Origin of the sequence: Lactobacillus psittaci DSM 15354 (assembly GCF_000425905.1) — a bacterium.
GTDB lineage: Bacteria > Bacillota > Bacilli > Lactobacillales > Lactobacillaceae > Lactobacillus > Lactobacillus psittaci.
The window spans coordinates 305,846-331,419 of the sequence record NZ_KE384473.1 but is presented as its reverse complement, the minus strand read 5'-3'; the positions used below and the strand labels follow the sequence as shown (position 1 = coordinate 331,419).

At 35.0% G+C, this 25,574-nt stretch carries 22 protein-coding genes; 7 read left to right on the top strand and 15 right to left on the bottom strand.

What is annotated here, in order from left to right:
* Nucleotides 1-3: 3 nt before the first annotated feature.
* The 6 genes from H628_RS0105705 (at nucleotide 4) to H628_RS0105680 (ending at nucleotide 6,205) form a co-directional block, all read left to right on the top strand.
* Nucleotides 4-414, top strand: coding sequence for a MarR family winged helix-turn-helix transcriptional regulator (locus H628_RS0105705; protein WP_027825588.1), 411 nt, complete (start codon nucleotides 4-6; stop codon nucleotides 412-414).
* A gap of 121 nt (nucleotides 415-535) precedes the next feature.
* Complete coding sequence (locus H628_RS0105700) at nucleotides 536-1,420, top strand: DegV family protein (RefSeq protein ID WP_027825587.1); 885 nt, start codon at nucleotides 536-538, stop codon at nucleotides 1,418-1,420.
* A 121-nt stretch (nucleotides 1,421-1,541) separates the two neighbouring features.
* Nucleotides 1,542-2,009, top strand: a complete 468-nt coding sequence (locus tag H628_RS0105695; protein ID WP_027825586.1) for a Dps family protein — start codon at nucleotides 1,542-1,544, stop codon at nucleotides 2,007-2,009.
* 132 nt (nucleotides 2,010-2,141) lie between these two features.
* Nucleotides 2,142-3,617: a zinc ribbon domain-containing protein gene (locus H628_RS07490; protein ID WP_027825585.1), complete on the top strand. Its 1,476-nt coding sequence runs from the start codon at nucleotides 2,142-2,144 to the stop codon at nucleotides 3,615-3,617.
* Nucleotides 3,618-3,633: 16 nt separating this feature from the next.
* Nucleotides 3,634-4,542: a zinc-ribbon domain-containing protein gene (locus tag H628_RS0105685; protein ID WP_027825584.1), complete on the top strand. Its 909-nt coding sequence runs from the start codon at nucleotides 3,634-3,636 to the stop codon at nucleotides 4,540-4,542.
* Nucleotides 4,543-4,675: 133 nt separating this feature from the next.
* Nucleotides 4,676-6,205: a zinc ribbon domain-containing protein gene (locus tag H628_RS0105680; RefSeq protein ID WP_027825583.1), complete on the top strand. Its 1,530-nt coding sequence runs from the start codon at nucleotides 4,676-4,678 to the stop codon at nucleotides 6,203-6,205.
* Between the two features lie 10 nt (nucleotides 6,206-6,215).
* Here H628_RS0105680 and H628_RS07485 read toward each other — a convergent pair whose 3' ends face one another.
* The 8 genes from H628_RS07485 to parE all read right to left on the bottom strand — a co-directional run bounded on the left by H628_RS07485 (nucleotide 6,216) and on the right by parE (nucleotide 16,577).
* Nucleotides 6,216-6,614, bottom strand: coding sequence for a helix-turn-helix domain-containing protein (locus tag H628_RS07485; RefSeq protein WP_051237974.1), 399 nt, complete (start codon nucleotides 6,612-6,614; stop codon nucleotides 6,216-6,218).
* 27 nt (nucleotides 6,615-6,641) lie between these two features.
* Nucleotides 6,642-7,703 (bottom strand): tyrosine recombinase XerS, encoded by a 1,062-nt coding sequence (gene xerS / locus H628_RS0105670; protein WP_027825582.1) that lies wholly within the window; start codon nucleotides 7,701-7,703, stop codon nucleotides 6,642-6,644.
* Nucleotides 7,704-9,146: 1,443 nt separating this feature from the next.
* The gene (locus H628_RS07790) at nucleotides 9,147-9,299 is read right to left on the bottom strand and encodes a hypothetical protein (RefSeq protein ID WP_162139505.1); all 153 of its coding nucleotides are present in this window, start codon (nucleotides 9,297-9,299) and stop codon (nucleotides 9,147-9,149) included.
* Between the two features lie 88 nt (nucleotides 9,300-9,387).
* Nucleotides 9,388-10,362 carry a hypothetical protein gene (locus H628_RS0105660; protein ID WP_027825581.1) on the bottom strand — a complete coding sequence of 325 codons (975 nt, stop codon included), beginning with the start codon at nucleotides 10,360-10,362 and terminating at the stop codon, nucleotides 9,388-9,390.
* Between the two features lie 94 nt (nucleotides 10,363-10,456).
* The gene (locus H628_RS0105655; protein WP_027825580.1) at nucleotides 10,457-11,041 is read right to left on the bottom strand and encodes a peptidylprolyl isomerase; all 585 of its coding nucleotides are present in this window, start codon (nucleotides 11,039-11,041) and stop codon (nucleotides 10,457-10,459) included.
* A gap of 83 nt (nucleotides 11,042-11,124) precedes the next feature.
* On the bottom strand, nucleotides 11,125-12,060 hold the full coding sequence (locus H628_RS0105650) for a manganese-dependent inorganic pyrophosphatase (RefSeq protein WP_027825579.1): 936 nt from the start codon (nucleotides 12,058-12,060) through the stop codon (nucleotides 11,125-11,127).
* A gap of 80 nt (nucleotides 12,061-12,140) precedes the next feature.
* Nucleotides 12,141-14,621, bottom strand: a complete 2,481-nt coding sequence (gene parC, locus H628_RS0105645; protein WP_027825578.1) for a DNA topoisomerase IV subunit A — start codon at nucleotides 14,619-14,621, stop codon at nucleotides 12,141-12,143.
* A gap of 12 nt (nucleotides 14,622-14,633) precedes the next feature.
* Nucleotides 14,634-16,577 (bottom strand): DNA topoisomerase IV subunit B, encoded by a 1,944-nt coding sequence (gene parE, locus H628_RS0105640; RefSeq protein WP_006588269.1) that lies wholly within the window; start codon nucleotides 16,575-16,577, stop codon nucleotides 14,634-14,636.
* A gap of 84 nt (nucleotides 16,578-16,661) precedes the next feature.
* On the opposite strand from parE, the gene plsY reads away from it, so the two are divergent.
* The gene (gene plsY / locus H628_RS0105635; protein WP_027825577.1) at nucleotides 16,662-17,282 is read left to right on the top strand and encodes a glycerol-3-phosphate 1-O-acyltransferase PlsY; all 621 of its coding nucleotides are present in this window, start codon (nucleotides 16,662-16,664) and stop codon (nucleotides 17,280-17,282) included.
* A 66-nt stretch (nucleotides 17,283-17,348) separates the two neighbouring features.
* Here the strand turns inward: plsY and H628_RS0105630 are convergent, their stop codons facing one another.
* The 7 genes from H628_RS0105630 to dprA all read right to left on the bottom strand — a co-directional run bounded on the left by H628_RS0105630 (nucleotide 17,349) and on the right by dprA (nucleotide 25,517).
* Nucleotides 17,349-18,233: an aldose 1-epimerase family protein gene (locus H628_RS0105630; protein ID WP_027825576.1), complete on the bottom strand. Its 885-nt coding sequence runs from the start codon at nucleotides 18,231-18,233 to the stop codon at nucleotides 17,349-17,351.
* A 26-nt stretch (nucleotides 18,234-18,259) separates the two neighbouring features.
* The gene (gene hslU / locus H628_RS0105625) at nucleotides 18,260-19,642 is read right to left on the bottom strand and encodes an ATP-dependent protease ATPase subunit HslU (RefSeq protein ID WP_027825575.1); all 1,383 of its coding nucleotides are present in this window, start codon (nucleotides 19,640-19,642) and stop codon (nucleotides 18,260-18,262) included.
* On the bottom strand, nucleotides 19,643-20,173 hold the full coding sequence (hslV, locus tag H628_RS0105620; RefSeq protein ID WP_027825574.1) for an ATP-dependent protease subunit HslV: 531 nt from the start codon (nucleotides 20,171-20,173) through the stop codon (nucleotides 19,643-19,645).
* Nucleotides 20,174-20,176: 3 nt separating this feature from the next.
* Complete coding sequence (gene xerC / locus H628_RS0105615) at nucleotides 20,177-21,085, bottom strand: tyrosine recombinase XerC (protein ID WP_027825573.1); 909 nt, start codon at nucleotides 21,083-21,085, stop codon at nucleotides 20,177-20,179.
* Complete coding sequence (trmFO, locus tag H628_RS0105610; RefSeq protein WP_027825572.1) at nucleotides 21,078-22,397, bottom strand: methylenetetrahydrofolate--tRNA-(uracil(54)-C(5))-methyltransferase (FADH(2)-oxidizing) TrmFO; 1,320 nt, start codon at nucleotides 22,395-22,397, stop codon at nucleotides 21,078-21,080. The genes xerC and trmFO overlap by 8 nt, the downstream gene beginning before the upstream one ends.
* 97 nt (nucleotides 22,398-22,494) lie before the next feature.
* On the bottom strand, nucleotides 22,495-24,573 hold the full coding sequence (gene topA, locus H628_RS0105605) for a type I DNA topoisomerase (RefSeq protein ID WP_027825571.1): 2,079 nt from the start codon (nucleotides 24,571-24,573) through the stop codon (nucleotides 22,495-22,497).
* A gap of 86 nt (nucleotides 24,574-24,659) precedes the next feature.
* Nucleotides 24,660-25,517, bottom strand: a complete 858-nt coding sequence (dprA, locus tag H628_RS0105600; protein WP_027825570.1) for a DNA-processing protein DprA — start codon at nucleotides 25,515-25,517, stop codon at nucleotides 24,660-24,662.
* Between the last annotated feature and the right edge of the window lie 57 nt (nucleotides 25,518-25,574).

Genomic DNA, 25,574 nt, shown 5'->3' with positions numbered 1-25,574 from the left:
TATATGGACGTTTTGCATTTCAATGAAATTGCGGAATCTATTAAAAAAAGGATTTTGCATAACTGTGGATTGAATCTTTCACAAACACGGCTTTTACTTTATTTTGGTCAAAATGGTAATCAAGAATTAACTATGGGAAAACTTGCTTGCAACTTAAACATTTCATTATCTACCTTAAGTCGTCAACTTCAGCAAGGTAGAACGAAGACCTTAATTCAAGTTCTTCGTTCGGAAACTGATTCCAGTAAAACTGTCAAACTCAATGAAGTAGGTATTCAAAAGTATCATGAATTAATCCAACTTCTTGATCAAATTCATAATGAATTATTTTCTTCACTTAAAGAGCAAGAAAGTAAAAACTTTCAAGCCAATTTACAAAATATCGTCAATCATTTAGGTGTTTCTTCTTTTTAGCTGGTTTAACCGGCTTTTTTATTTTGCTTTGCAAAGTTACTATACAAAATTTACTTCGACCACCTAATTAAAATATGCTATAATTAGCTTATTAAACTACTAGATAGAAGGGCTTTTTACCGTGAAAATAGCATTAATCACCGATAGTACAAGCTACTTAACTAAGCAAGAAATAGAAGATAACAATATTATTGTCGTTCCTATTCCAGTTATTGTTGGAGATCAAGAATTTAAAGAAGGAATTGATATTACTCCAAGTCAATTATTTAAGATGCAAGATGAAGGAGCAGCTTTTCCTAAGACTTCACAGCCTAGCATGGGTGAAATGATTAGCTTATTTAACAAATTACATGATGAAGGTTATGAAGCAATAATTACTATTACTTTGGCAAGCACCATTTCTGGGTTTAATCAAACATTAGTGAATATTGCTCACAATAACCCAGAATATAACTTATATCCATATGATTCTCAAATCACTATTCGCTTAATGGGTTACTTAGTTTTAGCTGCAGCTAAGATGATTAAAGCTGGTTACACCCCTGATCAGATTATTAAGCGTTTAGACCAAATTCGTTCAACTATCGATGAAATTTTCATTGTCGATGATTTGAACAATTTAAGTCGTGGTGGTCGTTTAAGTAATGCTGGAGCCTTTATTGGTACTATGCTTCATATTAAACCGCTCTTAACCTTCGACAATGAAAGTCATAAAATCGTGGCCTTTGATAAGGTAAGATCAATGAAGCGTGCAGTTAAAAAGGCAAAAGAATTAACTCAAGCAAATGTTGCTAAATTTGCTAACCCAGATAAGCTTCGCTTCTTAGTGGTTCATTCAAATGACCAAAGTCAAGCCGAAGAACTTAAAGATTGGCTTAGTGAAGAGTATCCTAATAACTCTGTTGAAGTTGATGAATTTGGACCGGTTATTGCCACTCACTTAGGAGAAAAATCAATCGGTATTACTTATGTTGAAGATATCAATAAAATAGATTTCACAAAATAAACCTGCCAGCACTAGTTAAAAAACTAGTGCTTTTTTTGTATATTTACTAGGCAAATTAGTATACATTTTTTAATAAAAAGGACTATCATAAAAATAGATATTTTAAGGAGGTTTTTTATTTATGAAATATCCAGAAACAAAGAAAATTTTAAATCAAGCCGTTGCTGACTTAAACCAAATGATTGCTGTAGTTCGTCAAACTCACTGGTACATGAGAGGACGCGGCTTTATGAAGCTTCACCCATTAATGGATGACTTCATGGATGACTTAAATGAACAAATGGATGTAATTTCAGAACGTTTAATTGCAATTGACGGAGCACCATATTCAACCTTAGGTGAATACGTTGAAAACACCAAGATTCCTGATGAAAAGGGACGTTGGGACAGAACAATGGAAGAACGTCTTGAAATTTTAGTTAAAGACTACAGATACTTAAACGATTTATATGAAAAAGGGTTGGAAACTGCAGATAAAGAAGGAGATGCCGCAACTAATGACATCTTCACTGGCTTTAAAGCAGCAAATGATAAGCGAATTTGGATGTTACAAGCTGAATTAGGCAAAGCACCTGAAATTGATGCTTAAAATTATCTTTTAAAAACGCTGACAACTGTCAGCGTCTTTTTTTATGTCAATTTTTTCTTAAAAAACTATAAAGATTGATATATAATAATGAAGTTGACTTTTAGTCACAACAGTATATAGGAGGGTAAGGGAATGAACAAAAAGTTTTGTTTTAACTGTGGTACAGAAGTTAAAGCAGACGCTGTTTTTTGTCCAAATTGTGGTACTAATTTGAGTAAGCATAATCAAAAGCCTCAATCGCCAAAAAACAATGTAGTTAACACTACACCTAAGTCTGAACCGCAGCATGTACAAATACCAAAAGTTCAGCCTCAAAAAAAGCAAACTGTTACTAGAGAAGCTGTTCGAGCTACTCATCAAGCCAAACCGCTTGATAAGAAGACTAAGGCAATTTATGCCGGAACAGCAGTAGTTGCAGTCGCAGTTCTTGGAGGCTTTTTCTTTGGTAAGAGTTACTACAGTAAAGAAAACCAAATCTCTCGGATTTCAGAATTAATTAGAAATCCTCAAAAGGGCGGTTTGTCTCAATATGTTATTGCAAGTAACTCTAATGTAAAACCAACAGACGCAAAGCTTAAGCCTTTGCAAACATATTTCCATAATAATACCAATGAAGCTAACAAATTCATTAGCTCTTTAAATGGCAATATTGCTAGCTCAAATACTGGTATTAGTTTGGTAGAAGATGGGAAGTACTTTTTCCTATTTCCAAAATATAAATTATCATGTCCAACTTATGATGCTAAGTTATACAGCAATCATAAAGGAACTAATGTCTATGTAAATGGTAAGAACTATGGTACATTGTCTGGTTCCGATGGTGATTATAGTAAAAAGCTCAGCAACTTATTTGTTGGTCAATATAACTTAAATGCAAAAGCTACTATTTCCGGTAGACATTTAAGTGCTAGCTCACAAGTTAATCTATTTTCACCAAAGAATGTAGATTTATCTATTAAGACTTTAACATTTACTGTTAGTTCAGTACCAAATGCAACAGTTTATATTAACGATAAAAAAGTAGGTACTTTAGACAATAATGGTAAGAAGACTTTCAAAGAATACCCACTTACTAAGAATACTGAATTATATGTCAAATTTAAGTCAAACGGTAAGACTATTGCTTCTAAAGTAACTACTGCCTTAGGTGATTATGCAGCTGATGGTGAAGTTGGTGGCGCTTTAAGTCACGACGATGGCAAGTACGTCTTAACCCCAAGCTGGAAAGGCGTAATTTCAAAATCTGATGCTGAAGATTTACTAGGCAAAGCATTTGATAAAGATGAACTCTCAAGTGATCTCTTTATCAGTGGATCAGACAACAGTAGCTACAACGAATTAACTAAGATGTTTGACCAATATGATGATAATGATAAAAATATTTCATACTCAACTAGTGTTAAGATTATCTCTCTCACGCCAGCAGGTAATGATGACACTAATGTAGTCTATGAAGTTAAGTACAGCTTTACTCGTGATGATGGTGACTTAAACCAAGTAATGCATTATTCTGGTGCAGTCATTCATAAGAATGGGGAAGGCGACTACCAAATCAAGAGTATTGGTGGCGGAAAGTTAATTAGCAGCAACAACGATAATGATGATTAGTAATAGGAGTTAAAGAATGAAAGAATGTCCAAATTGTCACGCAATGATCGAAGCAGGAGATAAGTTCTGTACAAGCTGTGGTTTTAAGTTCACTGAACAAGTAGCAACTCAACAACAACCAGCTCAAGAAAACCAACCGGTACAACCTGCACAACAACAAACTCAACCGGTACAACAACAAGCACCTCAACAACCGGTACAACAAAACAACGAAAATATGGAAAAACTTAAGAGTAATTCTAAGTCATACTGGAATTGGTTAGTAACTAGTTTAAAGAACCCAGGTTCAGATCAAAAAGCTGATAGCAAATGGTATGGTGTACTTACAATTGTATTAGAAGCGGTAATTCCATTAGGTCTTTTATACTTCTCACTTAACTCTGCCATCAGTAAATTTGGCAATTTTAGTTCACAAATAGCTGATACAGTAGGTTCTATAATTTTTGGACTTTTAATTTTTAGTATTGCAACTAAATTAATTGAAATTTTGATTTCATACTACATGAATAATATGCTCTTCACTGAGAAATATACTAAACGAATTAGTTATTTGGATTATGTAACAAAGATTATGAATAAATCAGGTCTTTGTGTAGTAACTTGTGCTATAGTCTCTGCAACAGTTCTGTTCACAGGTTCTAAATTATCTGATTTTCTTACATCTCAAAATCTAATTTCTTCAATTTTTAACCCTTCAGAAGCAATTCAATCAATAATTGGTTTTGCTACAGGTGTTGGCTTTTTTATTGCAATTCCTAAGTTTATTGGCGATATTGCTGTTTTGGTAAGCTGCTTCCACGAAATTTTTACAGCAGAAGGGAATTTAAAGAAGAACCGTATTATTGTTGCATGGTTGTTCGCAATTGTTTTATTAGTAGTAGATATTCTTATTATCTGTATGTTTTTGCCATCTGCATCTAAATAATAAATATTTAAAAAGCATCTCAATTACGAGGTGCTTTTTTTATGTAACAATAATTTAAAGAAATCTTTGTAAATCCGCCACAATCTTTCAGTATAATAATGAAATAGCCAACTTTACATGAGGAGGTTTTTCTTTGGCTGAACGATATTGTTTTTACTGCGGACATCGCCTGAAAAAAGGGGATATCTATTGTACCAACTGTGGTGCAAACCAAAAAACAAGAATTATACCGGGAAACAATTCTAAAAGAAAGTCACAACCTTTAACACGTCAAGAATTCAAACAAGTAGAGAAATTGAGAAAGCAAAAGAAAACTGGTAACTTTTTCAGTAAATTCATTGAATTCAAAGATGAAATTGACGAGCCGATTCATCACGAATTTATCAAATTCAATCAGAAGTTTAATTATCAAAATCTATTTAAACCATTAAAACACGCAAAACTATCACCAAAAAAGCGTCGCGTGTGGCTAATTATGGGAATTGGTGGAGCAATCGTACTTTTTAGCTTTTTTGCTGGTATGAGTTATTATTCTCGAAGTAATCAATTAAGCCGAATTAGTGCATATTTAGAAAATCCCAACCAAACAGGTCTAGTTAAATATATTACTACTGGGAAAAGCAATGCAGAGATAAATAGCTCTAATATTAAGCCTTTTCAGCTTTATTTAAAAACTTCAACTAAGCAAAAGAACCAACTTATTAAAGCTTTGACCCAAGGGAAAAGCTACCAAGGTATCAAGCTTATACAAGAAGGATATTATCTAGTATATCCCAAATATAAACTCTTGGTACCAACTTACAATTTAACCGCCAAAACTAACCATCCTAACTCTAAACTTTACTTAAATGACAGATACTATGGGGTAATTTCCAAGTCAAATACGAACTATTCGAAGACGATTAGGGGCCTTTTCTTTGGCCAATATCAGGCCAAGATTAAAACTAAAGTTGCAGGTCGAAGTTTAACTACAGGTGAAGTTTTGACTTTAAATCAAAACAAGCAAAGTAATCTTGACATTAAGACCCTTAGTTTTACCATTAAGTCTGTCCCATACGGGAAAGTTTATATCAATGATAAATTGGTGGCCCATTTAAATAAAGACGGAATTGGCCATCTAAAATCATATCCTATCAATTCAAAAACGCTCTTATATGTCAAATACAACTTAGATAATCAAAACGTTACTTCTGACATAACTAATAGCCTTGCATTATTTGCCAAAAATAAGCAACTTGGGAAGCAGTTAAACTATAAAAAGGGTAGATACATTCTTGAGCCAAGTTGGGCTGGGCTTATTAAAGAAGATGATGCTCAAGACTTATTAGAACGCATCTTTAACAAGAAAATTAAAACTAAGTATTTTAATAATGGTTCAAATAACTCAAGCTATCAAGATTTAAAGAAAATGATTCAAGGATTTGATAAAGATTCAAAAATTCGTTCATACAAGATGAAAGTTAAAATTAATCGGATCTTACCACTTGGAAATGCGACAAGTCGAATTGATTATAAAGTTACTTATATTTTCAAACACAAAAAAGATACTCGAACTCAAGTCTTAACTTATACTAATGGTAAAGTAGTTAAAAGTGGAAAACAGTACGTACTTATTACCGCTGGACAAGGTTCAATCTCAAAAGATAAAACAAAGAACAACTAAAAAGGCGACGCTACGTCGCCTTTTTATCTTGTTCTAATAATTTTTGATATCGAGCTTGCTCATTAAGAAAAGTTTTTATAACTTGTAAGACTACTCTTGCCATATTATTTACCTCAGGGGTATTTATTTCTTCCAATTGACTAATTGAATCAATTATTTGTAACATATATGGATTTTTGGAACGATTTCTGATAGTTTTGTCTTCCCAAATAAAAGCTTCGGTCCAGCCAATACCTAGCGTAGTAAAAAGTTTATCTAAAACCTTAAGACTAACGTTTTGTGTTGAATTACTTTCAAGTTTTGAAATATATGCAACAGAAACTCCTGATAATTCGGCCAATCTTTCTTGAGTTAATCCATGTGCATTTCGTTGTTGTTTAATAAGACCTCCAATATTATGATTTTTCATAAGTAACCTCCATTAATCAAAGGCTATTTACTCCTGTTGGGATAATTTCTTCAATGCAGCTTTTTGTTTTGTTTGGTCAACGTGAGTATATAAATCAGTAGCACTAGTTCCTTTTTGACCTAATTGTTGAGCTACTAAAACTTGATCTTTAGTCACATCATAAAGCTCACTAGCAAGGGTATGTCGCAACTTATGTGGAGTTAATGGATGACCAAAACTTTTCGAATATTTACTTACAAGCCGTTCAATACCATTAGGAGTAATCCTACTTGTTTTCTTGTGATATAAACTCAAAAAGAAGGCTTTCTCTTTATCATCAACACGATAACGATTTTTACGAATTTGAGCATAAGCTTTTAAATATGGCAAAGTCCATGGCGCAATCGGAACACTATCTCTTTGTCCGCCTTTACGGGTTACATCAAGGGTCGCTTCTTTTAAATTTATATCTTTAACATTTATACTAGCACATTCTGAAACTCTAACCCCAGTACCAAGTATCAGAGCAACGATTGCTAGGTCACGTTCTTTATTAAGTTTGAAGCTAGTTATGGCCTGCTTATTACAATGATTTTGATATTCATTATCTAAAAAGTCTAAAAATTGATACTTTAATTCGCCAGTATACATATGCGATTCCAACATATGAGCACGATAATTTAAAGTCTTAGTATCATTCAGGGAATCAATCTTCAGCATTACATTACGATCAAAGTATGATTCACCATTATTATTGTCAGCTGTAACCGTCAGAAACTTAAACAAACTCCTCAAAGCATTAATAGAGCGGTTGACAGTAGTAGGAGAGTTTAACCTTCCTTGTTGGTTCTTCATATGCCGCAAGAAATCAATAAAAAGCATCATATCACTACGACTTAAATTTTCAAGAGTAGCAATTTTTACTTCTTTATTTGAAGCAGCATCTGAAATTTTTTCTTGTCTTAACCAATCAAAAAAGCGACGAATCTCAGTTAAATATTGATAGGTTGTAGTCAATGAATGATTGGTTCCTAAATTGTATTCTCTAACATAATCAGGCAAATTAGCCAGTTCTTGTTCTATTAGATTTAAATATTTCTTTGTCTCCATATACAACTCCCTAGTTTAAATTAAAGCACGTAAACTATCATACCAAAAGTACATTCGCTTTTGCCAAGAAGATGCTTGATTTAAGTATTTGTTTTATATTTCTATGCTACTCCACTATCCCCGCTTAAACAGGGGAGGAGGGAAGCTAAAAAAACTTGATATAATAGGAAAGTTAGATTCCAAGTACAAGTATAGGTAGGTAAACTCAAACGTATAAATCCTAAGTTAAGGCAGATTATCAAGCATGTAATAAGAAGCTAAATTTGTGATTTATTGTTATGTTATAAAGGATAAATGAGTAAAATAAAGTAAACGAGATACGAAAAGTTTATAATTAATAAGTAATTGAGTATTCTAATTATCGCAAGTAAGCTATTTAAGATATTTGATTAGATATTCTAAGACTTTAAATAGCTTAAACAATCTGAAAAACAATCTGAATATGAATAGATTTAACACACCAACTAACTAGAAATTAAATTTAAAATCGAAATCACAAGTCAATTTACAAATAATATGAATTGGCAAATAAAGTATAATTTGTAAATAAAAAGTATATTTAAATAAAAATTTTAAAAACCTAAGATCAGCTAGAATAACTGTTAGAGTAGCTGGTTTATACCTGTCATTAAAATTATAGTTTTAATGCTAGCTATGATAAAGAATACTGTTATACCAACCTTCTCAGCAAAAGCTGCTATTAGCTTAAAACTGCAATAAATCTCAACCTAAAACTGAATATGCAATAAAGGAATTGCAATATTTTGTTGCTAACGTTCACTCGTGAGTAATAAGACTCTTTTGTTTTAAACCAAAAACAGCAAAATTAGATATTAGATATTAGAATGAATCATCGCAAATTCAATAGTTAATAATTATAAATATGTACTGTAGTAGCAAAACTGATTCGATTTAAATTCAAAGTTTAGAAAACATAAAACAAGCTAGTATGCTCAAATTAATAACTAATAACTAATCGTTCAACAAGTCTTTTCTGCAGCAGAATCGCGCTCTCAGCATCAAATATTATTTAGACTAATGACAAAAAAATAAACTAGCAAAGGCCAAAAAGGTTAGCACTTCTTGAAGTGGATCATTATCATTAAGGATTATTAATCATAAATTTGATATCAAATAAAGAAACAAAATGCTGTGTGAGGTAAAATTATCTGCAAAAAATTCAAATTACACTTGAGATAAAACTAGTAAGAAATGAATTAAATTACCTTGCTGAATACTCGTGATTCAATGATAGCCCTAATTAATCGGAGTTGCTCTCTTTTGAAATCTTATTATTACTTTACATAATATTGATTATACGTAGTTATGTGTAAGAATGATTATGTACCAATTCTTTACACCCTTTTAGCTTTTTAAAAAAAGTGCAAAAGGTTTACTTGTGCAAAATAAAAGACACTCAATTGAGTGCCTTTTTAACTATGTTTAAAACAATCTACGTTTCTTACCAAGAATTCCTAATCCAACTAAGCCAGTCAAACTGATTAAAGTTATCCCAACTGATTTAACTAAACGATGATTCTTCTTAGAAACCATTGGAACTGCATCTTTTAAGATATTTTCATTCACTTTAGACATATTTATCATTCCTTTTATTGATTTGATTATAGTATGCCTGCAAGCTATGAACTTTATATGAACTATTTGTTCAATTTCTGCAAAATTCTTACTCTTCAAATTGTAAAAACTTATCTTTTACTTCAACAATTTTTTCAAATTCAGCAATTGCTTTTTCAAAGTTCGCATTCAATTTGTCAAACAATAAATTATCTAGGAATTGCTGACAACTAGAAATATATGCCTTATCAGTAATTTCTAGTCCTAAAATTTGTAAAATTATCTGTTCCTGCAAAAAATTGACTAATTGCAGGGATTTCCGTTCCATTGTTTGATTTGCAAAAATGCCAGACTGTGATTCATCATCTTCATCATTGATAAGAAGCCAAAATGTAGCCGCTAACCATTTTTCAACTGAATCAAAGGATTCTTTTTCAAACTTAATTGCTAAATGCTCATTGTTTTTTCTTTTTGCTAAATAAAGGTGATTTTGCTCAAAAGCTAACTTCAACTTATCTAAAATAAAATCTGGAGTAGCTTCAACTAACTGCTCTACTCTATCTTGCAAAGAGAAAGGAAAATACGGTAATGGTGCAATTTTACCCTCATGACAAGCAATTAAATTTGTAGTAAAAGATAAAAAATACTGCTCTACATCTTTTTCAAGATAACTTTTAATCAAGCTATCCAAGTAATTGAACTTAGCATCAATTTGTTCAAAAATATTACTTGCTTGATTTTTAAAGACCTCAAAAGATAAATTAGCATAGTTGACCACTAAATCACGTTGATAATGAATTAAAGGACTATCAGAATTGATGAAATAATACTTTCCATCACTTGTAATAATAAAGCGTTGTCCGCTGGCAATCTTTTTACCAGCAAAAAGTGAGAAAACGAAATCAAAGAAATTACGACATTGCTGCGCTTCAGGCAACGTAATTGGAGTCCTTAAAATCACTTCTACGATTTCACTATTACCTACAAAGTGAAGTTTCTTAATATAATCGTGATTTAACTCTATAAACGTCTCTTCTTTTGGAAACCAGGTATTTAATGCTGGATAATGCAAACTTAATAACATCTACTCACCCTTCCTAGTAGAACTGGATGTTAATTTATATCCAAATAAAAAATGCTGATGCTAAATTTTAACCTTTAGCACCAGCAAAAATCAACTATTTTTCAATGGTAATTTTTTCAATCACTACATCGTCATTTGGCTTATCCATATTGTTCGTAGCAACTTTAGCAATTGCATCAACAATATCCATCCCATCAACAACTTGACCAAAAACAGTATGATGGAAGTCAAGCCAAGGTGTACCACCTTGCTTGTAGCGTTTAATAACTTCTTGCGGATAACCAGCTTCTCTCATATCACGAGTGTAGCGTTTGGGCATATTTTGGTTTTGTACAATGAAGAATTGACTGCCATTTGTACTTGGGCCAGAATTTGCCATTGACAATGCACCACGGAAGTTAAATAATTGTGAACTAAATTCATCTTCAAATGGGTGTCCCCATATACTTTCACCGCCAGTACCATCCCCCTTAGGGTCACCACCTTGAATCATAAAGTCCTTAATTACTCGGTGGAAAATTACACCATCATAGTAGCCTTTTTCCGCTAAACGAACAAAATTTTCAACTGTCATTGGAGCTTGCATTTCAAAGAGTTGAATCTTAATATCGCCCTTATTAGTTTTCATAGTAGCTGTAGGGCCTTCTGCTGCAGCTAAATCTAATTGAGGGAAAATCATTTTTTGCTTATTATCTGACATTATTTTTCCTTTCCATAAAAAATAAGACCCTCTCGAGCCTTATTTTAAACTAAGTCCTACTATTAACCTTCAAATGCTTCAGTTAATGGAGGAACAACTTGCTTCTTACGTGATACAACACCTGGTAATTCAACAGCGCTGTCAACTAACTTCTTGTCAAAGGCCTTTTCAAATAATGACTTAGTTTCGTCACTACCAACAACAATACCTTCTGAGTTACTTTCCAAGATATCAGTTAAGACAAGAACAAACATGTCGTAACCATTTTCCTTAGAAGAAGCTTCCATTGCGCCGATAAATGCAGCTTTTCTTTCCATAGCTTCTGGCAAGTCAACGGTGTTAACTTGAGCAATTCTTACAGTGTGACCGTTTAATTCAAAGCTCTTAGCATCAAGATCAATTAAGTCTTCTTCGCTCTTGTCAGCAATGTTAGTACCAGCTTTAAGCATTTCAAGACCGTAACTCTCGTAATCAACACCAGCAATCTTAGCTAAAGCTTCAACAGCTTCGTGATCCTTGTCAGTAGTTGTTGGGCTCTTCAAAAGTAAAGTATCAGAAATAATTGCACTAAGCATAATACCAGCAATGTTTTGTGGGATTTCTAAACCTTTTTCGTTAAACATTTGCCATAAAACAGTTGAAGTACAGCCAACTGGTTCATCACGGAAGTAAAGTGGTGCAGCAGTGTTGAAGTTCATAATTCTGTGGTGATCAACAACGTGGGTTACAGTAACCTTGTCAATATCTGAAACAGATTGTTGTGGTTCGTTGTGATCAACAAGCATAACTGCATCTACTTCGTTTGCTGCAGTCTTAATTACACGTGGTGCTTCAAAGCCAAACTTCTTAAGTGCGAATGCAGTTTCATCATTAGGTTCACCTAAAGCAACTGCTTCAGTATCAAAACCAAAGTGGTTTTGGAAGTATGAATAAGCAATTGCAGTACCAATTGCATCAGTATCTGGATTTTGGTGTCCAAAAATTAATTCTTTTGCCATTATATCTACCTCTTTTAAATTTTCTATCTTTAGTTTACTAGCTTTAGTTTACTAGAATTTTTAACTTTGTAAAAGCCTAACTAAAATAATTCTGAAACATCATCGCGACCAGCATGAGTTGGCTTACCTAAAGTTAAACTAGTTGGTTCTCCATCCCCTACTGGATCAATTACAAATGAACCATTTGAATAACGATCACCTAATGGGAAGTCATTAGTCTTAATTGTCATAGTTCTAGCACTTGATGTTTCAATTATCAATTCATGGTTTTGTCCAAATAAGGCAACTCCAGAAATGCGGTGTGGGTTCTTCTTTAATTCACGTAAAACTAAAACTCCACGCTTAGCCCGGCTAACCTTGTTAATTAGTTCATACTTGAACTCTTTGAAGGCACCTCTTTGCGTAATGATACCTAATTTCATTAAATCAAGATACTTAGGATCAATTGTGACATAATCAACTACATAGTCGTCATCCTTCAAGTTAACACTCTTAACCCCAGCTGCTCGAGCACCACTTGTTGGAATTTCATTAATATCATAGCGAACTGCATAAGCTTGGTTAGTAAAGAGGGTAATTTCTTTCTTAGTATCTGGAGTCACACTTTCTACATGAATTATACGTGAAGTGTCCTGCTTAAGCTTCATAGCAATCATTGCCCGTGATTTATAAGTTCTTGTTGGCTGAATATCAGCTAAGGCTAATTGCTTAATGTAACCATCATTAGTTGCCAAAACAAAGTTGAGCTTTTCATCTAATTTAGCAAGTTCAAAGACTGAAATAATTTGTTCATCGGTATCAAGACCGAGTTCTTGTGATAAGTGCTGGCCTGGTTCTTTCCACTTAGCTTCAACCAGTTCATGGACTGGTCTAAAAATTACATTCCCTTTATTAGTGAAGAGATAAAGGTTGGTCAAAGTTGACATCGTCTTTTCAAAGACAACCTTGTCAAAGTCAGGCAACCCATTTTCACTATCATCAGTTGATTGGAATGATCGCAAGCTTGACCGCTTAAGATAGCCATCACGTGAGACAAGCACACGAACATCTTCTTCAGCAACTAAGGCCTTTTCGTCAATTTCAATTTTAGCTGTCTTACTTGAAATCTTCGTCCGACGATCACTACCAAATTCTTTCTTAACTGCATTAAGTTCTTTGATAATTTGCTTTTCTAAAACCTTACGGTCAGTTAAAAGCAAGTTGTAGTTAGCAATTTTTTCTTCTAAGTCGCTCTTTTCAGCTTGTAAGGCATTAACGTCAGTATTAGTTAAACGGTAAAGTTGCAAAGAAACAATTGCTTCTGCTTGTCTTGGAGTAAAGCTAAACTTTTCAATAATGTTATTTTTAGCATCAGCCTTATTCTTACTTGCTCGAATTGTCTTGATTACATCGTCTAAAATATCTAAAGCATGAATCAACCCTTCGATAATTTCAAGTCTAGCCTTAGCCTTCTTCAAATCATATTGGGTTCTCTTGGTAATGACAGCTTCATCATGTTCCAAATATGAACTTAAAATCCGCTTCAAACCAACTTGAACTGGTGTCATATGGTCAATTGCGACCATGTTAAAGCTATAAGATACTTGTAAGTCAGTTGATTTAAACAAGTAATTTAAAATATTTTGACTGTCTGCACCTTTTTTCAGTTCAATGACGATTGATAAACCATGACGGTCAGTTTCATCACGAACTTCACTAATCCCGTCGATTTCTTTGTTCAAACGAATTTCGTCAATCTTCTTAACTAAGAAGGCCTTGTTAACGCCAAAAGGAATTTCAGTGACCACAATTTGCTGACGACCCGCTTTAATATCTTGAATACTAGTCTTAGAGCGAATTTGTATGCGGCCACGACCAGTTTCATAAGCTTCCTTGATGCCTTTATCACCTAAGACAATTGCACCAGTTGGAAAGTCTGGACCTTTAACAAACTGCATTAGATCAGCTAAGCTGGCATCAGGATGCTTTAATAAATAAATTGTCGCATCAATTACTTCAGCTAAATTATGAGGCGGAATTTCTGTCGCATACCCAGCTGAAATACCAGTTGCACCATTAACTAATAAGTTAGGAAATTGCGCCGGCAAAACCGTTGGTTCATATTCAGTATCGTCAAAGTTAAGCACCATGTTAACTGTATCTTTATCAATATCAGCTAACAAGTGATTAGAAATCTTACTTAATCTTGATTCAGTATAACGCATGGCAGCTGGGCTATCGCCATCCATTGACCCATTATTACCGTGCATTTCAATCAAAGGTTCCCGCATCTTCCAGTCTTGTGACAGGTGAACTAAGGCCCCATAAATAGAACTGTCACCATGTGGGTGGAAGTTACCCATGATATTACCAACAGCCTTAGCCGCCTTCTTAAATGGCTTATCATAGGTATTATTATCTAAATACATTGCGTACAAAATACGTCTTTGAACTGGTTTTAAACCATCACGAATATCTGGCAAGGCCCGCTCTTGAATAATGTATTTAGAATAGCGACCAAACCGTTCACCCATGACTTGTTCCAAGGGCATTTCCCGAATTCTTTCGGTCTTTTGCGCCATTAATTATTCCTCCTAGTTTTCTGCTTCAAGAATTGAACCTTCTTCTCCCATTCGGAATTTAACATTTTGTTCAATCCATTTTCTTCTGACTTCAACCTTGTCACCCATTAATGTGGTAACACGTCTTTCAGCAAGTGCAGCATCATCAATCTTAACTCGAATTAACATTCTAGAATCAGGATTCATAGTAGTTTGCCAAAGCTGATCAGCATTCATTTCCCCTAAACCTTTGAAACGTTGTAAGCTATAACCTTTACCCATAGCTTTTTCATCACGTTCTAGCTCTTCATCAGTCCAGGCATATTCAATTTTAGCTTTAGCTCCGCTACCTTTTTGTAAACGATAAAGTGGTGGTAAGGCGATGTAAACTCGGCCTGCTTCAACCATTGGACGCATATAGCGATAGAAGAAGGTTAAAAGCAAGATTTGAATGTGAGCTCCATCGTCGTCGGCGTCAGTCATGATAATGATTTTGTCATAATTGGCATCTTCAATCTTAAATTCCGCCCCGACACCTGCACCAATCGTGTGAATCATGGTATTGATTTCTTCATTCTTGAAGATATCTTGTAGCTTTGCCTTTTGAGTATTCAACACCTTACCACGTAAAGGCAGGATTGCTTGGAACTTACGATCACGTCCTTGTTTTGCAGAACCACCGGCAGAATCCCCTTCGACTAAGAACAATTCATTCTTCTTAGGATTACGTGATTGGGCTGGCGTTAACTTACCTGATAAAAGTTCTTTCTTGCGGCGTTTTTTACCATTGCGGCTTTCATCTCTAGCCTTTTTGGCAGCTTCACGTGCATCGCGAGCTTTTTGCGCTTTTTTAACTAAAGTTTGGGCAAATTCACCATTTTCTAGCAAATAATAGCTCATCTTCTCATAAACTAGAGCGTCAACAGCACTTCTAGCTTGGGGTGTACCTAACTTGCCCTTGGTCTGGCCTTCAAATTCAAGTAATTCTTCAGGAACCTTAATTGAAAGAACAGCACTTAAACCTTCACGATAGTCACTACCTTCGATATTCTTCTCTTTTTCTTTTAATAAACCCTGCTTTTTTGCATAGTCATTAAATGCTCGCGTAAAGCCTGAACGGGCGCCCATTTCATGAGAACCACCATCAATCGTCCGAACATTATTTACAAAAGAGACAAAGTTTTCGGAATAGCCGTCATTATATTGGCCAGAAAATTCAATTTCAATTGAATCTTGCTTGCCTTCAAAATAAAAGACATCTCCAAAAGTATCTTTTCCTTCATTCAGGTATGAAACAAAGGACTTAATCCCATCAGTATAAAGAAATTCTTCATAGTGATTTGGTGTCCGTTCATCTTTTAAGGTGAACTTAACGCCCTTAAGCAAGAAAGCAGACTCACGAATCCGTTCTTCGATAGTTTCGTATTTATACTTCGTAGTTGAAAATACTCGTTCATCTGGCTTAAAAGTAATTGTTGTTCCTGTTTTATCGTTAGTCTTGCCTAAGTGCTTCAAAGTTCCTATTGGCTTACCACCATCGTGGAATTCTTCTTCATAAGCTTGTCCGCCACGCACTACTCGCACTTTTAGGTATGAAGACAAGGCATTAACAACACTTGAACCAACCCCGTGTAAACCACCAGATGTCTTATAATTCTTTTCAGTAAACTTCCCACCAGCGTGTAAAACAGTAAAGATAACTTCAATAGTTGGAATTCCTGATTCATGCATCCCTGTAGGCATCCCACGACCAAAGTCTTGCACAGTCACACTGTTATCTTCATGAATAGTTACGTTAATTTCTTTACCGTAACCAGCCATTGCTTCATCGACACTGTTATCGACAATTTCATAAACTAATTGGTTAATACCCTTGATGTCAGTAGAACCAATATACATCCCAGGTCTTTTACGAACTGCTTCTAGTCCGTGCAAAATCTGGATTGAGGAATCATCATAACTATTTGCTTTTGCCAAGCTTTTTCCCTCCAATAAATTTTTTCTGCCACACTATTATAATCTTTGTTACAATAACACATAGACTTTAAGTGAGGTTTGAAAATGTTAACAATTAAAATTGCGCTATTACTTATTTTAGCATATCTCTTGGGTTCATTTCCTACTGGTGTGATAGTTGGTAAAGTTTTTTTTCATAAAGATATTCGAAAACTTGGGTCTGGTAACCCTGGCTCTACTAATACCTTCAGAACTTTTGGACCAGTTGCAGGGATGAGTGTTTTGCTAGTCGATGTTTTAAAGGGGACCTTAGCTACACTTTTACCAGCAATCTTTCACCTGGGACCACATCCGTTAGGAATAATTTTTGGAATGGTTGCCATTTTAGGACATACCTTTTCAATTTTTCTGGGCTTTAAGGGTGGCAAAGCTGTAGCAACTACAGCTGGCTTCATCTTAGGATATAACCTAGCATTCTTCTGCGTTTGCGCCGGGATATTCTTCCCAATGCTCTTTATCACCAGTATTATGTCTTTAACAGCCATGCTTTGCATCACCTTATTCTTTGTCTTTAGCTTTTTATTCCATGATCCATACTTAAGTGCCATGATGTTTGCCTTACTAATTTTGATTTTTATTCGGCACAAGGCCAACATTATTCGCTTAAAAAATGGAACTGAAAACATTATTCCTTTTGGTATTTATTACTGGTTAAAAAATAAATAATTGCATGATAAAAGCGACTCCAGCAAGAGTCGCTTTTTTGTTATTCTTTTGCTTTTAATATTTTACTTAATCATGCAAAGCAATGGTAATCTTACCAGACCATTCTTCATTAGGAGCTAGCTTAATAATGCCTCGCTTTTTACTAATATCGCCATCAGCATTTACATCATCGCAAAGTCCCCACCATGGTTCAATGCAGACATAATTTGCTGTTTGAGGATATTGTGACCAAACTCCAATAAATGGATTATTTTCGGTTGTAACATTGATATGATAACTAGTCTTTTCACTACGTAAAGATAGCTTAGTTGCCTCTTTAAGTTCAAAAACTAAAGCATCATTTTTAAATAACTCATCATTCAATTCAATTGGAGTATCTGTTGCTGCAATTGTTCTTTTTGCCCAATCATGTAATCCAGTTTCTTTACTAATAGGGATACGAATATGGTCCTTCGAAGGAAGCATTTGTAAATAATAGTTACTTTTCTTAAGTTGGTTGTTAACGGGAATATTAAAACCTGGATGACATCCAATTGAGAAGTACATTGCTTCATTTGCCGGATTTCTAACGCTTAATTGTTCAGTTAATAAGTTGTTCAGTAAGCGATAAGTAATCACTAATTCAAAATGAAATGGATACTCTTTTAAGCTATCTGCATCATCACGTAAAACTAAACTAATTGCATCATTTTCTTGCTTTAGTAAGGTAAATTCTTTGTCCCGGGCGAAGCCATGTTGACTAAGTTGGTAGCTTTTACCTTGATATTGGTAGGTGTCATTTTTTAAACGGCCGACAATTGGAAATAGTACAGGTGCGTGTCGATTCCAGATTTGAGGATCTGCTTGCCAAAGAAATTCTGTATCAGAGTTAACACTTCTGACCGAAGTTAATTCAGCACCACGACTATTAATTTTAACTGTTAAAAATTGATTTTTAATTTCATATTCCATTTTGAAATCCTCAGAGTGATAAATAATTATAGAATAAATTTAGTTAAGTCCTTATTCATAATTATATCACTAAGTTTTTCTTCAACGTAAGCTGCAGTAATCGTAATTTCTCCCATTTCCATATCTGGGCCTTCATAAAGCACATCTTCAAGTAATTTTTCTAAAATTGTAGCAAGGCGACGAGCCCCAATATTATCTGTTCCTTGGTTAACGTCATATGCAATTTGAGCAATCTTTTCAACTGCTTCTTGGGTGAAGATAAGCTTAACTCCATCAGCCTTTAGTAAGGCAATGTACTGCTTCAAAAGTGAATTTTCGGGATCTTTCAAGATTGAAATAAAGTCGTCCTTAGTCAAGGCATTAAGTTCAACTCTAATTGGGAAACGTCCTTGAAGTTCTGGAATTAAATCACTTGGTTTACTTTCAGCAAAGGCTCCAGCTGCAATAAAGAGGATGTGGTCGGTTGATACTGGACCATATTTAGTTTGAACAGTTGAGCCTTCTACAATTGGCAAGATATCTCGTTGTACGCCTTCACGTGATACTTGACCAGCTTCTTTACTTTTACCAGTAATCTTATCAATTTCATCGATAAAGATAATGCCGTTTTGACTTGTGCGTTCAATTGCCTTTTGGTAAATAGTATCGTAGTCCACCATCTTACGGGATTGTTCTTGAATTAATACTTCACGTGCATCCCTAACGGCAAGAGTACGCTTAACCTTCTTCTTAGGCATCATATCACCTAAGATTGAGTTCATGTCCATGCCCATTTGGCCCATCATATCACTCATTGGATTAACCTTAGGAGCTTGTTCAACTTCAATTGTTACTTCACGATCTTCAAGTAAACCTTTGCTTAATTGTTCAGCAACACTTAAACGCTGGTTACGAATTTCGTCGGTCACTTCTTCATTATCTTGTGCAGGTTCATTATTCCCCATTAGCATCTGCATCATTTGTTGCATCTGTTGATCGCGATTTTCGCGCTTAATTCCAGGAACTAATAAACGCACTAATTCTTTATTGGCCTCTTTGGTAGCTTGCGCTTTAACCCGCTTAAACTGCTCTTTTTCTTCCATTCGAACAGCTACAGTTACTAAATCACGAACCATTGATTCGACATCGCGTCCAACATAACCAACTTCTGTAAACTTAGTTGCTTCAACTTTTACAAAAGGTGCTTCAACAATTTTTGCTAAACGACGTGCGATTTCAGTCTTACCTACCCCAGTTGGACCAGCCATTAACATGTTCTTGGGAGTTATGTCTTGTTGCAAACTTTTTGGCAGCTGCAAACGACGGTAGCGATTATAAAGAGCAATTGCAACTGCACGTTTAGCTTCATTTTGACCAATAATATATTCATTTAAAAGACGGACAATTTCTTTTGGAGTTTTAACGCTCATTTAATCACCTACTTCATCTGTAATAATTTCATGATCAGTATAAACATCAATATCTGCTGCAATATGAACAGCTTCTTTTGCAATTTCACTTGCATCCATATCTTTCGCATGGCGTGTCATTGCAACTGCAGCTGCTTGTGCAAAGTAACCACCTGAACCAATTGCAACAACATTTTCATCAGGTTCTAAAACTTCACCATTACCTGAAATTAAAAGTAAATCTTTTTCATTAAAGGCAATAAGCATTGCTTGCAACTTTTGTAAGGTTGGGTCCTTACGCCAAGATTGAGCCATTTCAACTGCAGCCCGGCGCAAATCACCTGAATAGCTTTCAAGTTTTCCTTCAAGCATTTCTTCTAAACTAACTGCATCAGCAACTCCACCAGCAAAACCTATCACAACTTGATTATGATAAATTCTACGAATCTTTTTGGCAGATTTCTTAGAGATGAATTTTTCACCTAAAGTTACTTGACCATCTCCTGCAATAGCAGTCTTGCCATTATGTTTAACACTAACGATTGTTGTCATAACTTATTCCTTTCTATCATTACGTGGGAAAAATTTTTGATAATCCCGTTGTAAATGTTCCATTGTCACATGAGTATAAATCTGAGTAGTTGACAAGGATTCATGCCCTAATAATTCCTGTACTGTTCTTAAATCGGCTCCATTATTGAGCATTTGCGTCGCAAAAGTATGGCGCAATTCATGGGGATGAACCTGTCCCTTAACACCTGCTTTTTGAAAGACAGTTTTCATAATAAATTCAATCCCGCGACTAGTTAAAGGACCACCTAAACGATTGAGAAAAACCCGATTTTCATTTTTATCAGGACCAAATTGATTCCTAATAGTTAAGTATCTAGCTAAAGCTTGACTAGTAGCTTCGGTAAAAGGAACCAAACGATCTTTATTTCCTTTTCCGTGAACCAAGATAACCTTAGCAGTAAAGTCAATTTGCTTTAAAGTCAATTGACTAACTTCGCTTACCCGCATCCCTGTTGTATAAAAAAGTTCAAATAAGGCTAAGTTTCTAATATCAAACTTATCATTACTATTTAAAGAATCAAACACTTGCTTAATCTCTGGCTGATAAAAAAACTCAGGTAATTTCTTTTTTGAGCGATGCAAGCTAATCGCACTAGCAGGATCTTGCGCTATTAATTCCCGTCTAAACAAAAAACGATAAAAAGACTTAATCGATGAGAGCTTGCGCGCTTGTGAAGAGCGTGAATTTCCTTTTTTAGCTAAACTAGCCAAAAAGATTTCAATATCTCGCTGCTTAACTTGTTTAAAATCTGCAAAGCCACCATTTTCTTGCCAAAAACTGGCAGCCTCATTTAAGTCATTTTCATAAGCCTTTATTGTTAACTTAGAATAGTTTCGTTCAAATTTCAAATATTTGATAAAAGCTTCTAGTAACGAATCTGTTTTAGTCATTCAAATTCATTTCTTTACTAAATTCAGCTAAAACTTGTAAACCTCTTTCTGAGATTTTTTCCTTGCGTTCACGCTTATTTCGAATCTTCTTTTCAAGTGGTGGAATTAAACTAAAACTGGCATTCATTGGTTGGAAATGCTTAGAACTAGTTGTTGTAATGTAATTTGCCATTGAACCAAGTGCTGTTTCAACTGGGAAAGTCACTAAGTCTTCACCTTGAGCTAACCGGCTCGCATTAATTCCGGCTACCAAACCACTACCAGCACTTTCAACATAGCCTTCAACCCCAGTCATTTGACCTGCGAAAAAGAGGCCAGGACGTTTCTTAGCTTCATAAGTTGCATTCAAAACATCTGGTGAAGCCATGTATGTATTTCTATGCATCTTACCATAGCGAACAAAGCGTGCATTTTCTAAACCTGGAATCATTGAAAAGACACGTTTTTGTTCACCATACTTAAGGTGAGTTTGGAATCCCACTAAGTTATACATCGATGAAGCCGCATTATCTTGACGTAATTGCACAACGGCATACGGTGTTTTACCAGTCTTAGGATCTTCAAGGCCAACCGGTTTAAGTGGACCAAAGAGCATGGTCTTTTCACCACGAGCTGCCATTACTTCAATTGGCATACAACCTTCAAAGACTTCATCTTTTTCAAAGCCGTGAAGTTCAGCAGTTTCAGCTTTAACTAATTCTTCCCAGAACTTAGTAAATTGTTCCTTATCCATTGGACAGTTTAAATATGCAGCTTCACCGCGGTCATAGCGAGACTTCTTATAAACAATATCCATATTAATTGAATCACTAGCAACAATTGGGGCAGCTGCATCAAAGAAGTGTAAGCTATCTGTCCCAGAAAAGTCTTTGATTTGCTTAGCTAAATCATCACTTGTCAAAGGACCAGTGGCGATAATGGTAATTCCTTCACTTGGAATTTTAGTGATTTCTTCATGATGAATATGTAAGTTATTAAACTTAGCTAATTCTTCAGTAATATATTTACTAAATAATTCACGGTCCACTGCTAAAGCACCACCAGCTGGGACTTTGGTGGCATCAGCTGCTCGTAAAACAAGTGAATCTAGTCGGCGCATTTCTTCTTTTAAAAGTCCAACAGCATTAGATAATTGATCACTTCTCATTGAGTTAGTGCAGACTAATTCTGCAAGATTACCAGTTTCATGAGCTGGAGTCATCTTAACTGGTCGCATTTCATAAAGATGTACCTCTACTCCTCTTTTAGCTAGTTGGTAACTAGCTTCACTTCCGGCAAGTCCTCCACCGATAACAGTTACTTTTTCAGTCATTTAATTCATCCTTTATCAAAAATATCGTTAAAAAAATAATATCATCTAAAAACTTACGTCATGATGATATTATCTCATAAAATTAAAATTTAAACCTTTATTTAGAATTTTCAGCTTCTTCTTTGTAGTCACCATTTGGACATTGAACAACTGGGCCTTTTTTAGTCCGTTTTTCAATTAAGTAGTGGCCATCATTTGGACAATTCCGGCTAATTGGCTTATCCCAAGAAACAAAGTCACAATCTGGATAATTGCTACAGCCATAGAACTTACGTCCACGTTTAGATTTCTTTTCAACAATTTGGCCCTTGCCACACTTTGGACAAACAACTCCAATTTCTTTGACAATGGCCTTAGTATTACGACAATCTGGGAAGCGTGAACAAGCGTAAAATTTACCATACCGCCCCATCTTGATAACCATTGGTGCGCCACAAATATCACAGTCAAAGCCGGCAGGTTCATCCTTAATTTGAATTTTTTCAATTTCACTATCAGCTTTTTCTAGTTCTTTAGAAAATGGCTGGTAGTATTCATCAACAACCTTAACCCAGTCTTTCTTTCCTTCTTCGACATGATCAAGATCAGATTCAAGTTGGGCAGTATAATTAACATTAACGATGTCTGGGAAGAACTTACCAACTAGACCATTAACAATTTCACCTAATTCAGTAGGAACAATTGCCCGGCCTTCAAGTTTAACGTAGTAACGTCTTTGAATGGTATCAATTGTTGGTGCATAAGTTGATGGTCGTCCAACACCATTTTCTTCAAGTGCATGAACAAGACTTGCTTCAGTATATCTAGCAGGTGGAGTAGTAAAGTGTTGTTTATTATCTTGCTTAGAAAGCTTCACTTCGTCTCCTTCAACCAAATCAGGTAACTGAGTGCTCTTTTCACTTTGACTATCATAAATCTTGGTAAAACCAGCGAATTTAAGTTTTGAACCATTTACACGGTAAGTAACACCATTTTGGACAATGTCACATCTAACAGTGTCATACACTGCTGGAGTCATTTCACTAGCAAGAAAACGTGACCAAATTAACTTATACAGCTTCATTTGTTCAGTAGTTAAAACACCCTTAAGTGATTCAGGTGTCCGATAAACACTAGTTGGGCGAATTGCTTCGTGAGCATCTTGCGCATCTTCTTGGTTCTTAAAATGACGTGCACTTTTAGCTGCATATTCAGCACCTAAATTTTCATTAAGAAACTTACTTGCTTCAGCTTGCGCAACCGGACTTGTCCGCTTAGAGTCAGTACGCATATAAGTGATTAAACCAACTGTGCCTGCCTTACCTAAACTGACCCCTTCATAAAGTCCTTGAGCAATTGACATTGTTCTTCTAGTTCTAAAGCCTAAGCGCTTGTTAGCTTCTTGTTGCAAGGTAGAAGTAGTAAATGGAGCTGGGGCTTGACGACGACGTTCCTTCTTAACTACTGCTTCAACTTTAAATGGCTTGTCTTTGTCAATTTTTTTCAAGACAGCTTGAACAGCTTCATTGTTTGGTAATTCAAGCTTTTTCCCATCAACACCATAAAAATTAGCTTGGAACTTTTTACGTCCCTTGGTAAACTCTGCCTCAATTGTCCAATATTCTTCTGGCTTAAAGTTCTTAATTTCGTTTTCGCGGTCTAAAACTAACTTCAAGGCAACAGATTGAACTCGGCCAGCAGACAAGCCCTTTTTAACCTTCGCCCATAAAATCGGACTTAATGAATATCCAACTAAACGGTCGAGCACTCTACGAGCTTGTTGGGCATCAACTGTATCCATATCAATCATTCTTGGAGTTTTAAAAGCATTTTTAACGGCATCTTTGGTAACTTCGTGAAAGGTAACGCGATGCTTTTCACCATCGTTTAAATCTAAAATATGAGCAACGTGCCAAGCAATAGCTTCACCTTCACGATCGGGGTCGGAAGCAAGGTAAACAAACTTAGCCTTTTTTGCTTCCTTCTTTAATTCTTTAATTGTCTCCCCTTTACCACGAATTGAAATATATTTAGGTTCATAATTATGTTCAATATCAACACCCATTTGTGATTTTGGGAGGTCTCTAATATGTCCTTTAGAAGCAATTACATGATAATTACGTCCTAGGTATTTTTCAATGGTCTTCGCTTTTGCAGGAGATTCGACGATAACTAAATTTTTCTTTTTAGTAGGCATATAATGCCCCTTCCTTTACTTATCAAAATATGCTTTAGTCTAGAATACTAAATTCATAATTGTCAAATAAACTATATCACAGTTAATTAAATATCAAAAACAAGTTTTTGAAAATCTTCCTTAATTTGACCAAAATCTACAATCGGAACTGCGCCCGCAGCGATTAATTCATTAGGGCCTTTCGAAAGTGGACTAAAGATAGGACCAGGTAAGGCATAAATATTACGATTTTCATTTAAAGCCATATTAGCAGTAATTAATGAACCCGACTTTTGCAAAGCCTCGGTTACAATTACATTTTCAGCTAAACCTGCCAAAATACGATTTCTTTCAGGGAAACGAAATGGCCTAGGTGGTGTATCAGGCAAGTATTCACTCAGTAACAGCCCTTTTTCAATTATCTTTAATTGAAGCGCATGATTTTGTTCAGGATAAAAATGATTAAGCCCATTTCCAACAACCGCAATGGTCTTTAAGCCTGCCGCTAACGCTGCTTGATGAGCCATTGCATCTACACCTTTAGCTAAGCCACTAGCAATTACGTGCCCTTTTAAAGCTGGCATTAACTTACGAATTGCATTTTCACTATATTTACTTGGATTACGGCTGCCAACAATTACTGTCACTCTCCGTTTTAACAAGCTTAAGTCTCCCTTAGCAAATAAAATCAAAGGTGGATGATAAGACTCTCTTAACAATTCAGGATAAATTTCATCCATTATAGTAATTATCTGACATTGAGCTTTAATCAGTTCAATTGCTTTCGCATGATCTATATTGCTAAAAGCTTTTTGAGCTAAACTAGATAAATTCACTGGCAATGCTAATAAGTCGGTCTGTGAAACTTGTTTTGGAAAAGCTAATATAGTCAAAATCTCCCACATTTTTTGATAACCTAAGCCTTTTTCCAATTTCATCCGGAGAATAAATTCATTTATTTTCATAAAATCACCTTCATTAATTAAATACACCAAAAAAGGCTGATTTTATTTTTTAAATAA